The 12,739-nt window shown below is 58.2% G+C and carries 11 protein-coding genes and 1 pseudogene; 5 read left to right on the top strand and 7 right to left on the bottom strand.

Translation table 11 applies throughout. The features are described 5' to 3' along the window. The first annotated feature begins 21 nt into the window (after positions 1-21). Both hfq and hflX read left to right on the top strand, forming a co-directional pair. On the top strand, positions 22-306 hold the full coding sequence (gene hfq / locus AD949_RS02360; protein WP_048836351.1) for an RNA chaperone Hfq: 285 nt from the start codon (positions 22-24) through the stop codon (positions 304-306). Next, on the top strand, positions 260-1,603 hold the full coding sequence (hflX, locus tag AD949_RS02355) for a GTPase HflX (protein WP_174766794.1): 1,344 nt from the start codon (positions 260-262) through the stop codon (positions 1,601-1,603). Before hfq ends, hflX begins: the two co-directional genes overlap by 47 nt. Positions 1,604-1,722: 119 nt before the next feature. Here the strand turns inward: hflX and rbsK are convergent, their stop codons facing one another. From rbsK to AD949_RS02335, 4 genes are all read right to left on the bottom strand, one after another. Beyond that, positions 1,723-2,679, bottom strand: coding sequence for a ribokinase (gene rbsK / locus AD949_RS02350; RefSeq protein ID WP_048836353.1), 957 nt, complete (start codon positions 2,677-2,679; stop codon positions 1,723-1,725). 183 nt (positions 2,680-2,862) lie between these two features. After that, a complete protein-coding gene (locus tag AD949_RS02345; RefSeq protein ID WP_048836354.1) occupies positions 2,863-3,495 on the bottom strand; it encodes an NUDIX hydrolase in 633 nt (210 codons plus the stop codon). A gap of 84 nt (positions 3,496-3,579) precedes the next feature. Next, the gene (clpB, locus tag AD949_RS02340; protein WP_048836355.1) at positions 3,580-6,189 is read right to left on the bottom strand and encodes an ATP-dependent chaperone ClpB; all 2,610 of its coding nucleotides are present in this window, start codon (positions 6,187-6,189) and stop codon (positions 3,580-3,582) included. Positions 6,190-6,385: 196 nt separating this feature from the next. Then, complete coding sequence (locus AD949_RS02335; RefSeq protein ID WP_048836364.1) at positions 6,386-6,994, bottom strand: superoxide dismutase; 609 nt, start codon at positions 6,992-6,994, stop codon at positions 6,386-6,388. A 347-nt stretch (positions 6,995-7,341) separates the two neighbouring features. Here AD949_RS02335 and AD949_RS02330 point away from each other — a divergent pair, with 347 nt between their 5' ends. Then, positions 7,342-8,148, top strand: coding sequence for a squalene/phytoene synthase family protein (locus AD949_RS02330; protein ID WP_048836365.1), 807 nt, complete (start codon positions 7,342-7,344; stop codon positions 8,146-8,148). Here AD949_RS02330 and AD949_RS02325 read toward each other — a convergent pair. Next, a pseudogene (locus AD949_RS02325) lies at positions 8,087-8,410 on the bottom strand (helix-hairpin-helix domain-containing protein); the annotation flags it as partial. The gene AD949_RS02330 and the pseudogene AD949_RS02325 sit on opposite strands and share 62 nt — an antisense overlap. 69 nt (positions 8,411-8,479) lie before the next feature. Continuing rightward, positions 8,480-9,355, bottom strand: coding sequence for an NAD(P)-dependent oxidoreductase (locus tag AD949_RS02320; protein ID WP_048836366.1), 876 nt, complete (start codon positions 9,353-9,355; stop codon positions 8,480-8,482). A 314-nt stretch (positions 9,356-9,669) separates the two neighbouring features. Between AD949_RS02320 and msrP the strand changes: the two genes are divergently transcribed. Both msrP and AD949_RS02310 read left to right on the top strand, forming a co-directional pair. After that, positions 9,670-10,623, top strand: coding sequence for a protein-methionine-sulfoxide reductase catalytic subunit MsrP (msrP, locus tag AD949_RS02315; protein ID WP_048836357.1), 954 nt, complete (start codon positions 9,670-9,672; stop codon positions 10,621-10,623). Positions 10,624-10,628: 5 nt separating this feature from the next. Continuing rightward, a complete protein-coding gene (locus tag AD949_RS02310) occupies positions 10,629-11,255 on the top strand; it encodes a protein-methionine-sulfoxide reductase heme-binding subunit MsrQ (RefSeq protein WP_048836358.1) in 627 nt (208 codons plus the stop codon). Between the two features lies 1 nt (position 11,256). On the opposite strand, the gene AD949_RS02305 is transcribed toward AD949_RS02310, so the two are convergent. Then, complete coding sequence (locus tag AD949_RS02305) at positions 11,257-12,672, bottom strand: SulP family inorganic anion transporter (RefSeq protein WP_048836359.1); 1,416 nt, start codon at positions 12,670-12,672, stop codon at positions 11,257-11,259. Positions 12,673-12,739 lie beyond the last annotated feature (67 nt).

Raw genomic sequence — 12,739 nt, 5'->3', positions numbered from 1 at the left:
AAAGAGAATAGGGCCTCTACCGTGGATAAGGACACCGGATACAATGTGCAGGATGCGTTTCTGAGCCAGATTCGCCGCTCGCGTTCATCTGTGACAGTTTTTCTCGTAAATGGCGTGAAATTGCAGGGCAATATTACGTGGTTTGATGATGCGACTGTTCTGCTGAAACGCGATGAGCAGACACAGCTGATTTACAAGCATGCCATCAGCACGGTCATGCCGACTGTGCCTATTAATATCTTTGAAGCACCCCATTCTGGTGCCCAGACAGACAGAGAGCCCACACTTGGCGACGATTTTATCTGATACAAAACCCGTGGCTACCCGAGGCGCGGTTATTCTTCCTTGGGAAAAATCAGCACATGATCAGGATGTAAGGGCGGCGGAAGCCCGGCTGGAAGAAGCGGTTGGACTGGCGGCGTCCATCGGGCTGGTGATCGTTCTTCAGGCGACCTTGCTGCTGCGGGCCAGACGGTCCGCCACCCTGCTGGGTAAAGGGCAGGTCGACTCGCTCAAAATAGCCGTTCAGGCTGAGAAAATCGACGTGCTGGTGGTCGATGCGCGGCTCAGCCCTGCCCAGCAGCGTAATCTTGAAACGGCTTTCGGCTGCAAGGTTATTGACCGCACGGGTTTGATTCTGGACATCTTCGGGGCACGTGCGGCCACGAAGGAAGGTACGTTGCAGGTCGAACTGGCGCATCTGGAATATCAGCGCTCTCGGCTTGTGCGGTTGTGGACCCATCTGGAGCGGCAGCGCGGGGGCTTCGGCTTCCTTGGTGGTCCGGGTGAAACACAGATTGAGGCCGACCGCCGGATGATCGGGGACCGCATTGTGCGGCTCAAGAAAGATCTGGAACAGGTGCGCCGCACCCGTGGCCTGCACCGTCAGGCTCGCAAGCGGGTGCCGTTTCCGGTGGTGGCGCTGGTGGGCTATACCAACGCGGGCAAATCCACGCTGTTCAATGCGCTGACAGGGGCTGCGGTTTACGCAAAGGACCAGCTTTTTGCAACGCTGGACCCAACAATGCGCGCCATCACGCTGCCATCTGGCCGCCGGATCATTTTGTCCGACACTGTGGGTTTTATCAGTGATCTGCCGACAGAACTTATTGCGGCGTTCCGCGCAACGCTGGAAGAGGTCGCGGAAGCGGACATTATCCTGCATGTGCGCGACATTGCGCACCCCGATAGTGCGGCCCAGAAAAAAGACGTGTTCCACGTTCTGGATGGCATGGCGCGGGACAACATGATTGAGCCAGACTGGTCTAGCCGCATGATTGAAGTGCTGAACAAGGTGGATCTGCTTGGCGGGCCAGAGGAACTGGCCCAACTGGGGGATGCCACAGCCATTTCCGCCATGACGGGAGATGGTCTGCCAGAACTGATGGCGCTGATTGACCGGCAGATGACGGAAGCTATGGAAGAGGTGCGTTACCGCGTGCCGCTGTCCGATGGGGCCGCTTCCGCTTGGCTCTATCAGCATGGTGAAGTGCTGGACCGCACGGATGATGAAAGCTGCGCGAATATTTTTGTGCGCATCAAGGCGGAAGACCGTGCGCGTTTTGAAATGCTGTTTAAGCAGGTTGAGCCAATTCTAGCCTGAAAATACGCTTAAGCCGCCATGACCATACGGTTATGGCGGCAAGGCAGAGGACCAGAATAACTCTTGCCGGTGTTCTGCTGTCATGCGTGAACGATGTTTCTGCACTTTTTGAAGCAACTTTACCGTTCTGGCTGCGCGGCCATAAGAGTCTCTACGGTCTTCCAGTCTGGGGCAGCATCCGCGGCACCGTGACGGGTGGTGGCCAGCGCGCCGCAAGCCGAGGCAATGCGGACGGCTTTTGAAAGCGGCTGTCCCTGAGCCAGTGCAAAGGCCAGTCCCGCGTTGAAGCAGTCTCCCGCCGCGACCGTATCGACGGGTTGAACGCTAAATGGCGCACAAAGCCCGCTCTGCGTTCCGTCATGCCAGAACACGCCACGGCTTCCCATTTTAACCAGAACGGCTTTGACACCCTTTGCCAAAAGCAGGTTCGCAGCTTTTGCGGCATCGTCTGCGCTTTCGGGCCGGATGCCCGTTAATTGGAAAGTTTCGCTTTCATTGGGTGTGAGAATATCAATTTCCTGCCAGAGCTCGTCCAGAAGACCCTGCTCTGGTGCTGGGGCAGGGTCCAGCACCACGATCGCGCCTGCTGCTCTGGCTTTGCGGGCTGCGGCCAGAACGGCTTTCTGCGGCACTTCCAGTTGCAGCAGGAGGACGGATGTGCGCTCCAGCCATTGGGCGGCGGCCTCAACATCCGTCTCATCCACCGCCATGTTTGCGCCACCGACAACGGTAATGCAGTTTTCGCCGCTGCCATCAATGCCGATCAGGGCAACGCCGGTTGGGTTGGCGGCATCTTCCCGTAACGGAGAAAGGTCCACGCCAAAGCGTTCAAGCTCCCGCCGTGCCTGCGCGCCGAAGCTGTCCTGCCCGATACGCCCGGCCAGAGCAACCTGTATGCCGGAGCCTTCTGCCAGCCGTCCCGCCGCTGCCGCCTGATTGCTGCCTTTGCCACCAAGCATGACGGCATAGCTTTCCCCATGCACCGTCTCACCGGGGCGTGGCAGGCGGGCCGCCCGCGCGGTAACGTCAATATTGATGCTGCCAAAGGACAGGATCAGGGGTTTCGGGTTTGGCATGGCGTGTCTTCCGGTCAGAGTCAGCGGCACGTATTTTAGCATAAAAATGCGGCTGTAGAGGAGAAGCGTCTGGTCCGGGTAGCTTTGGAGCTTACCCGGTGTCGTATGAGATATATGAAGCGCCAGTCTGTCGATATTGCGAAAGAAAGTCGGGCGCGCGGTTCTGTTAAAACAAGAGCAGCGTCAGTCGAACTCGGTTGGCAGGGCTGGGGTTGCATGGTGCGCAAAGAGGCGTTCAATCTGGTGCGGGAGAATGCGACCGGTTGAAAGATCCTCAGGGATTTCATCATGAGCGAAAAAGCGTACTTCGCTGGTTTCAATACTGGTGGTGGGGGTGCCCCCAGTCAGTTCTCCAAGGAAAAACAGCTTGGTCACGCTGAATGCTTCGGGCGGCTGATGCCCCTGCGTGGCGCGGTCCAGCGCCATGGCGAGTTTGGTAATGCGCACGGTATAGCCGGTTTCTTCCCAGACTTCCTTGGCGGCGCAGTCTGCGGCGGTCAGGTTCACATCGCTCCAGCCGCCGGGCACGGTCCATTTGTTCTGGTCCAGCACTTCCCGCACCATCAGAATGCGGCCATCCTTGTCAAACACACCGACGCGCACTTCCAGTTTTGGTGTGGCGTAGCCGGAATGTTCCTGAAAAATGGTTTCGATTTTTGCGGCGGGTAGGCCGCTGCCTTCCGCCATCATTTTTGCCGCAAGGGTGCGCAGCATTTCATAGCGTTCTTTGTCAAAAGGGTCTTTGGCATAGGTCAGGCCAGTCTGGGAAATGCCCTGAAGTTCACGGGCCCAGATCAGCCAGTTGGGTTCAGCCATAAGGAAACTCCCTTTGTCATGCGCGCAATAAAAAACGGGAAGGCCTGAGCCTTCCCGTGTCCGTTGTGCCTGTTTGCAGGGTGATCAGGCAAGAGCCGCAGCGGCGTCCTGACCGTTGATGAGCAGGCCGTCTCCATTGGCAGAGATTTTAACCTCTTCCCCGTCATGAATGGTGCCTTGCAGCAGCAGTTCCGCCAGCGGGTTCTGGAGGCTGCGCTGGATAACCCGTTTGAGCGGACGGGCACCATACACAGGGTCATACCCCTCATTGGCCAGCCAAGCGTGAGCCAGATCGTCCAGTTTGAGAACAATCTTGCGTTCATCAAGCAGGCTCTGAAGGCGACGGATCTGGATATCGACAATCTTGGTCATGTCCGCTTTTTGCAAGCGGGAGAACAGGATGATCTCATCCAGACGGTTCAGGAATTCCGGCCGGAAGTGCTCGCGCACCACCTTCATCACCTGTGCCTGCACCATGTCGGTCGATTCACCGTCCGGCTGATGGGCCAGAACATCGGAACCAAGGTTGCTGGTCAGCACAATAATGGTGTTGCGGAAGTCCACCGTGCGCCCCTGACCATCCGTCAGACGCCCGTCGTCCAGCACCTGAAGAAGAATGTTGAAGACATCCTCATGTGCTTTTTCAACTTCATCAAACAGGATGACCTGATAGGGCCGACGCCGCACGGCTTCTGTCAGCACACCGCCTTCTTCATACCCCACATAACCCGGAGGGGCGCCAATCAGGCGGGCAACTGCGTGTTTCTCCATGAATTCACTCATGTCGATACGCAGAAGAGCCTTTTCATCATCAAACAGGAAGCGGGCCAGAGCCTTGGTCAGCTCGGTCTTGCCCACACCCGTCGGGCCGAGGAACAGGAAGGAGCCAATCGGGCGATTGGGGTCCTGCAAGCCTGCACGCGCCCGGCGCACAGCGTTGGAAACCGCCTTAAGCGCTTGTTCCTGCCCAACCACGGATTTACGCAGGTCATCTTCCATACGCAGCAGTTTGGCGCGTTCACCTTCCAGCATGCGGTCCACCGGCACCCCCGTCCAGCGGGAGACAATGGAGGCCACGTCCTGATCCGTCACAGCTTCCGACACGAGGCCGCTTTTGCCTGCGTCAGACTGGGATTTCTGCGTTTCCTCTTCAATCTGCGCCTGAAGATTAGGAATGACGCCATACATCAGTTCGGACGCTTTCCCGAGGTCACCCTTGCGCTGCGCCACTTCCACTTCGGACTTTGCCTGATCAAGCTGTTCCTGAAGCTTCTGCACAGCATTCACGCGGTCTTTTTCCGCGTGCCATGCGGCACTCATGGCGTCAGATTTTTCTTCCAGATCGGCCAGTTCCGCTTCTACGGCTTCCAGACGGTCCTTACTGGCGCTGTCACTTTCCTTACGCAGGGCTTCTCGCTCAATTTTGAGCTGAATGACGCGGCGGTCCAGTTCGTCCAGCTCTTCCGGCTTGCTGTCAATCTGCATCCGCAGGCGGCTGGCGGCCTCGTCAATCAGATCAATCGCTTTATCCGGCAGGAAGCGGTCCGTGATGTAGCGGTTGGACAGCGTAGCGGCGGAAACCAATGCGCCATCCGTAATCCGAATGCCGTGATGCAGTTCGTACTTTTCTTTGATGCCGCGCAGGATGGAAATGGTGTCCGCTACAGAAGGTTCACCCACAAAGACGGGCTGGAAGCGCCGGGCGAGTGCGGCATCCTTCTCGATATATTTGCGGTATTCATCCAGTGTGGTCGCCCCAATGCAGTGCAGGGTGCCGCGGGCCAGTTCCGGCTTGATGAGGTTGGAGGCATCCATGGCCCCATCCGTCCGGCCAGCGCCAACCAGCGTGTGCATTTCATCAATAAAGAGAATGACCTGCCCTTCGGCGGATTCAATTTCTTTCAGAACAGCTTTCAGGCGTTCTTCAAACTCACCACGATATTTGGCACCTGCCACCAGTGCGCCCATATCGAGCGAGAGCAGCTTTTTGTTCTTGAGCGCCTCCGGCACGTCACCGTTCACGATGCGCTGGGCCAGACCTTCCACAATGGCGGTCTTACCCACGCCCGGCTCACCAATCAGCACCGGGTTGTTTTTGCTGCGGCGGGCGAGAACCTGAATGGCGCGACGGATTTCCTCATCACGGCCAATAACCGGGTCCAGCTTGCCTGCCAGTGCCACTTCCGTCACATCGCGGGCATATTTCTTCAGTGCGTCAAAATTGGCTTCAGCGTTTTCGCTGGTCACAGTGCGTCCTTTGCGGATGGTCGTGATGGCTTTGTCCAGAGCGGCAGGTGTGGCGCCATTGTCTTTCAAAGCGCGCCCTGCGGAAGAGTCCGAGGCGGCAATGGCCACCAGAAGACGGTCCTGCGCAACAAAGGAATCACCGGCTTTCTGTGCCTGCTGCTCGGCAGCGTCCAGCACACGGACCAGATCTGGCGTGGCTGAAGGCTGACCAGCGCCGCCGCCCTGAACTTTGGGCAGTTTGGCCAGAGCCTGTTCATTCGCGGCTCTTACAGCATCGGGGTTGCCCCCGGCCGCACGAATCAGGGAGGAGGCAGCGCCTTCCTCATCATCCAGCATGGCTTTGAGCAGATGCTCCGGTGTTAATTGCTGGTTAAAATCGCGGATGGCGATAGTCTGTGCGGCCTGCAAAAAACCGCGAGAGCGTTCTGTAAATTTTGCGATATCCATAATTTCCCTCTTGTCCCTAATACTCAGGCGACTGAAGGCCTTGTCCCCATCCCATTATGGCAATGGCGGCATGGTCTTTTCTCGTCTTTAGAGATTGGAGTGTCTGTTGTGACAATCAAGAGGCAGCAGGCGGTCAGGCATAAAAAAACGCCTCCGGTGAGGGAGGCGTTCTTTCCGGGCTTTGAGGAGAAAAGCCTCAGGCAGCGTTAAGCTGAGCTTCAGCAAATTCGTAGTTAGCCAGCTTGTCCAGATAGTTGGTGATGTAGTCCGGACGACGGTTGCGGAAGTCCAGATAGTAAGCGTGTTCCCACACATCCAAACCCAGCAGCACTTTGCCCTGACCTTCAGCCAGCGGGTTGGAGCCGTTGGCGGTTTTGGTTACGGCCAGCTTGCCGTCCTTGCCCAGCACCAGCCATGCCCAGCCTGAACCGAACTGTGTGGTTGCGGCCTTCTTGAATTCCTCTTTGAAGGACTCAACGCTGCCAAAGTCACCGTTGATTTTTGCAGCCAGCTTGTCCGGAATTGCGCCACCGTTGGCAGACAGGTTCTGCCAGAACAGGATGTGGTTCCAGTGCTGCCCCGCATTGTTGAAAACAGGAGCCTGAGCGCTGTCACCCTTAACGGCCAGAATGATCTCGTCCAGAGATTTGCCCTGAAGCGCCGGGTTGGCGTCAACAAAGTTGTTCAGAGCCGTAACATAGGCCTGATGGTGTTTGTCATGATGGAGTTCAAGCGTTTCCTGACACATGCCGCGAGCGGCAAGGGCATTGTAGGAATAGGGAAGTGCAGGCAGTTCAAAAGCCATGACATACTCCATAATGGTAAAAATGCGCGGACATGCGCCACAGTCCAGAGCTATGGACCTCAGGCCCATGCGTCAAGGGACAGAGGTATGACAATCGTGCATTTGCTTTGGCAGGTCACACACTGTTGTCCCTGACTAGATCGGTGTTGAAGGCTAACGTGCCATGCAGAAAAAAGATCCCGCGAGGTTAGGCTGCGTCTGTGCTGTTCCCGCCAGAGGCATGCGGTGCCGCGTACGGCGGCGGCGTGATGGCGTGGCAAGAGGAGCGGGTGGTTCCCGGGGCTGGCTCACAGAGTCTATGGACGCAGACTGATTACGCCGCTTGTAACGTGGCCGGAGTGAAGTGGATGAGCAGAAGCGAGCAGGGCACACAGCAGGCAGCCTCGGCAGGGGATCGTCAGGTGGAGGCCCTCGTGCGGCAGGCGGACCCGGACCGGGCTTTATGCGCGGGATTTCTGCCAGCCACGGTGCGCCCCGATGTTATGGCGCTTCTGGCGTTCCATGCGGAATTGACCCGTGCCCTTGCTCCCGCGCGTTCCGCAGCGATAGCCGGACCCATTGCCGGGCTGATCCGACTCCAATGGTGGCGTGAGGTGCTGGAGGGGACGCGGGCACCGGATCATGCGCTTGCTCCGGCTGTTTTATCGGCCCTTGAGCGCGGGGTCTTTCGCAAGGAGACGCTGTTGCGTGTGCTCAGCGCACGGGAGGCTGAACTCAGCCCGTCCCCCGATGTGAGCGTCTGGCGGCAGATGATGCTGGATGGTGCGGGCAGCCTCCAGCGGGCAGTGGGTGAGGCGCTGGGCGTGCGGGATGATGCCGTATTGGCCCGACTAGAAGCCTGCGGTGCCGCTTACGGGGCTGGCGCTATGGCGCGGCACTGGCCGCGTTTGCACGAGAGCGGCCGCTACCTGTTTCCCGGAGAGGAAGACGGATTACGACGGGAAGGAGAGGCGTTTTTGCAAGCCTGTGATGTGCGCTCTTTACCATCCCGCTGTGCATTGGCTGCTCTGCCTGCCGTGCTGGCTGGCCGGGATTTGGCCCGGAGCAGTGCGCAGGCCGGGCAACCGCGTGGGCTAACGGACCGTCTGGCCGTTATCCGTGCAGGGTGGAAAGCGGCCCGCGCGTTTCAGCGCACGGAAGCACTTGCTTCATAAAGGGCCAATCATACACCGGAAAATTTCTGGTCTGCTGGCGCGCTTTCCGGTGTGGGGTGACATCCCACCAGTTTCGGGCCTCGCTTGTGCAAGCCTGATAAATGGCTGCGGCAAAGACATCATGCACACAGCGGTCAGGGCGCTGCTGCGTTTTTTGGCAAAGAGCCAGATAAAGAGCATCCGGCTCCTGTTGCGCAAGCTGCGGCACTGACTGGATACCCAGCACGGCGAAATCCGCCAGCGCGGCCCTACCAATATTGCGGAGGCTGGCAAGGCCGCCCGGCTCAGCAGCTACGGCAGTAGGTCTGCCGTAGCGTTTTGAGGCGTTGCCTCAGGCATCATTCGCGACAATATGCTCCATCACGCCAATCAGCGCGGAATAGTCCTCATTCGCGGCGGCGCGCCGGGTTAGAGAGAGTTGCTGTGTTGTGGCGGCCATGGTGGGCATGGGGACAGCCTGCCGGGCTGCGGCATCCAGCAGCAGGCGCATGTCTTTCTGCATCAGGCGGGTGGGGAACTGCGGCGTGAAATCCCCCTCTTTGGCAGCACGAATTTTGCGTTTGTGATGGGGAGAGATAACGGCCACTTCGCCCAGCGCATCAAACAGCATGGAGCGGTCCAGACCGGCGGCAAGGCCATAGGCGATGGTTTCTGCCACGGCCGCCAGCCCGGCACCCATAATGCCGTTAATCACCAGCTTTAAACGCGCCCCGCTACCGGACGGGCCTGCATGGATGGTGGTTTTCCCAATGCAGTCAAACACAGGTTTGGCGCGGGCAAGAAGAGCATCATCACCACCGGCCAGAATTACCAGTGCGGCGGCTTCCGCTTCCGGCGTGCTGCCGGACACGGGGCTGTCGATAACGCAGATTTCTTTGTCCTGCCCGGCTTTTTGCAGGGCATCGGTCGCTTCGGGTGAGACGGAGCTGGTGTTTAGCAAAAGCTGGTTGGCGTGCATGCCTGCCAGCGCGCCGTTTTCGCCATACATGGCGGCGGCGAGGGCTTCATCATCCGGCACGCAGACAAGGACGATATCGGCTTTTTTCGCAACGTCGGCAGGGGACGGCAGAAAAGGCGTGCTGCCATCCCCACCCTTGCCGGAGGGCGTATAGGCAACCAGAGCGTATCCGGCTTTTTTCAGGTTATCGCCCATGCGGCTGGCCATGGCGCCAAAGCCGATAAATCCAATGGTCTGCTGTGTGGTCATTGTGCAAATCCCTGTCATGTTGCGTGCGGTCAGTATGGTAGCCTTAGTATGGCAGAAACGATCGGGCTTCTCATGTGGTTTCCTGCATGGTTCCGTTGCGCGAAATGCCGGAAAGAAAACCGGATGATACGCGGAGGGGGTGAATCCGCTGCGCGCCCCTACGGCAGTCTGTCCGTCTGACCGCAGCACCTGCGGCAAACCCGCTTCCTGCAAGGGGCCGGTTTTTGTGTCATTTTTTTTCATATACATTCCCGGTGCTTTGCTTTTCACTCCTACAAAGGTTCGGTTCAGGCCTGAAAAGGAAGGGGTTTTCCATGGCTGTGTATCGCTATCCTCGCCCGGCTTCCTCGGATATTACGCCGCGCCAGTTGTTTTTCTCGCGCCGTGCAATGCTGGGTGCGGCAGCAGGTGGTGTTCTGGCGGGCGGGCTGGGCTCCGGCAGGGCACGTGCTGATGCGCCTGTTGCGGAGCCCACGCGTGGATGGCCTGCGAGCGAGAAGCCGACACCACGGGACGATGTCACGCATTATAATAATTTTTATGAATTCGGGTTGGAGAAGAGCGATCCGGCTGAGCTTTCCGGCTCCTTCCACCCACGCCCTTGGCAGGTTCAGGTGGATGGGCTTGTTGAACACCCCCAGAGTTGGGACCTTGATGCGTTGACTGCCCGGTTCGGGCATGAAGACCGGCTGTATCGGATGCGGTGCGTTGAGGCTTGGTCCATGGTTATCCCATGGCAGGGGTTTGAGCTGGGAGCCTTGCTGCGGGCCGCTGGTGTTAAGGCCGGGGCAAAATATGTTGCGTTTACCTCAGTCGTCCGGCCATCTGAAATGCCCGGCCAGCGAGGCGGATTGTTCTCCTTGCAGTGGCCATATAGAGAAGGACTGCGGCTTGATGAGGCTATGCATCCGCTTACCCTGCTGGCGACTGGTGTGTATGGGGACTCTCTGCCTGCACAGAATGGCGCGCCAATCAGGCTGGTGGTGCCGTGGAAATATGGCTTTAAGGGCATTAAATCCATAACCCGCATTACCGTGACAGATCAGCAGCCGCCCACAAGCTGGAACCGAATGGCCCCTAACGAATATGGGTTTTACGCCAACGTGAATCCGGATGTGGACCACCCGCGCTGGAGCCAGTCGAGCGAGCAGATTATTGGGGAAGGCAGTCTGTTTAAAACCGCCCGTCGTCCAACGCGGCTGTTCAACGGGTATGCGGAGCAGGTGGCCGATTTGTATCGCGGTATGGATTTGCGAAAGGATTTTTAAAGCAGATGGCTCCAGACGCTTCAGGCAGACGGCGGCGTTCCCGTTTCTCCCCGCTGACACGGCAGGTTTTTCTTTATCTGTTTTGCCTTATCCCCGCCGTATCGGATATTGCGCAGGGTATGGCGAACCGCCTTGGGCCAAACCCGGTCTCTGCCTGCTTGCATGATTTCGGGCTCTGGGCGTTCCGGTTTTTGCTGCTTTCACTGGCTGTCAGCCCGTTAAGGCGCTTTGCCAAGCTGGACTTGACGGTCTACCGCCGCCCGCTCGGCTTGCTGGCCTTTACCTACGCGGCCTTGCATGTGGTATTTTATGCGGGTGTGGCCCGGCATTTTGATCTGCATGTCCTGTGGAAGGATTTTACCACGCGCCCCTTCCTGACCTTTGGTTTGCTCACATTTTTAATCCTGCTGGTGCTTGCCATGACCTCAACCCGCAAGGCGATCATGGCGCTCGGGCGGCGGTGGGCACGGCTGCATAAGCTGGTTTACATTGCCATGATTCTGGCCTGTATCCATTACGCTCTCTCCTTCAAAACATGGCATACGGAGCCGTTTATTTATGCCGCCATTGCTGCGGGCCTGCTGGCGTTACGGCTTGTGCCCAAACAGGGGAAGCGTGTTGTTGGCGAGTAGGCTAGAGCTGCGCCTCATCCAGAAGAGTCTCATGCCCCAAGGCTGAGAGAAGTTGGGCTGCGCGGGCATCTGGATGTAAAATCCGCACGGTCTTGCCGCGTCCGTGCAGGCGGGAGACGATTTTCTCCAGCGCATCTGCCGCGCTGATGTCCCACAGTCGGGCGTCTTTCAGGTCCAGCACGATATGCGTCGCTGTGTCCTGAAAATTGATGGCGTCTGGCAGGAGGCTGGCGGAGGCGAAAAAGACCTGCCCCTGCACATAATAGGTGCGGGTGGTGCCATCTGCGCTGAGGCTGTCAGGTATTTTCAGAAGTGTCATGACCTGAAACGAGAAGAACAGCCCGCTTAGCAGCACACCACAGGCAACCCCGGCAGCAAGGTCATGCGTCAGCACCACCACCAGAACCGTGACCAGCATGACAGTGGATGACAGGCGCGGGTGGCGCACGAGGTCTCGTAGGGACGACCATGAAAATGTGCTGACAGACACCATGATCATGATGGCGACCAGTGCCGCCACCGGCACCCGGGCAACAAAGCTATGGCATGCCACCAGCAGCAGAAGCAGGAAGGCGCCTGCGGTAAAAGTGGAAAGCCGTCCGCGCCCGCCATAGCGGAGGTTGCCGACTGTCTGGCCAATCATCCCGCAGCCTGCCATGCCGCCAAACAGGCCGACAAAAATGTTGGAGATACCAAGCCCGGTGCATTCCATGCGTTTGTTGCTGTGCGTGTCTGTTAGTTCATCCACCACTGTGGCGGTCATGAGGGATTCCAGCAGGCCGACCATCGCCATGGCAAAAGCATAGGGCAGCACGATTTTAAAAGTTTCCCACGTCATCAGCACATGCGGCAGAGTGAGGGGCGGGAGGTCGGTAGGAAGAGCCCCGAGGTCAGACACCACATGCACCGGCATGGGCACGGCCATGGTCAGGCCGGTTAGCACCAAGATGCAGATGAGGGGGGAAGGGATTGCTGTGGTGAGGCGCGGCAGCAGGTAAACAATTGCCAACCCAAGCGCAATGAGCGCGTAGGTATGCCATGTGACATGCAGCATTTGTGGTATCTGGGCAGAAAAAATCAGCACTCCAAGCGCGTTCACAAAACCCGTTTCCACCTCGCGCGAGACAAAGCGCATCATGCTTTGCAGCCTGAGCAGGCCAAAGACAATCTGGAACGCGCCCGCCAGCAGGGTGGCCAATAGGAGATAGTCAAACCCATGCCCATGCACGAGGTCCGCCGCGACCAGCGCAACAGACCCGGCGGCCCCGGAAATCATCCCCGGTCTGCCTCCGGTTATCGCAATGGCAATGCTGATAACAAAGGAGGCGAACAGCCCGACCGCAGGGGCCACGCCTGCTGCGTAGGAAAAAGCGATGACTTCCGGGATAAGGGCAAATGTTCCAACCATTCCGGCCAGAACGTTTTTAACGGGGTTGTCCGTCCATTCCCTGAGAGCCTGTTTGAAAAGTCACGGATGAGCGTTT

Origin of the sequence: Acetobacter orleanensis, assembly GCF_001581005.1 — a bacterium.
GTDB lineage: Bacteria > Pseudomonadota > Alphaproteobacteria > Acetobacterales > Acetobacteraceae > Acetobacter > Acetobacter orleanensis.
Note: the sequence above shows the minus strand (reverse complement) of the source record. Positions and strands in the feature narration are given on the sequence as shown.

What these genes read in the sequence shown, in the direction of transcription:
- rbsK (WP_048836353.1), bottom strand. Translation starts at nt 2,679, where the DNA reads ATGCCAAACCCGAAACCCCTGATCCTGTCCTTTGGCAGCATCAATATT.
- AD949_RS02345 (WP_048836354.1), bottom strand. Translation starts at nt 3,495, where the DNA reads ATGGCTGAACCCAACTGGCTGATCTGGGCCCGTGAACTTCAGGGCATT.
- clpB (WP_048836355.1), bottom strand. Translation starts at nt 6,189, where the DNA reads ATGGATATCGCAAAATTTACAGAACGCTCTCGCGGTTTTTTGCAGGCC.
- AD949_RS02335 (WP_048836364.1), bottom strand. Translation starts at nt 6,994, where the DNA reads ATGGCTTTTGAACTGCCTGCACTTCCCTATTCCTACAATGCCCTTGCC.
- AD949_RS02330 (WP_048836365.1), top strand. Translation starts at nt 7,342, where the DNA reads ATGAGCAGAAGCGAGCAGGGCACACAGCAGGCAGCCTCGGCAGGGGAT.
- AD949_RS02320 (WP_048836366.1), bottom strand. Translation starts at nt 9,355, where the DNA reads ATGACCACACAGCAGACCATTGGATTTATCGGCTTTGGCGCCATGGCC.
- msrP (WP_048836357.1), top strand. Translation starts at nt 9,670, where the DNA reads ATGGCTGTGTATCGCTATCCTCGCCCGGCTTCCTCGGATATTACGCCG.
- AD949_RS02310 (WP_048836358.1), top strand. Translation starts at nt 10,629, where the DNA reads ATGGCTCCAGACGCTTCAGGCAGACGGCGGCGTTCCCGTTTCTCCCCG.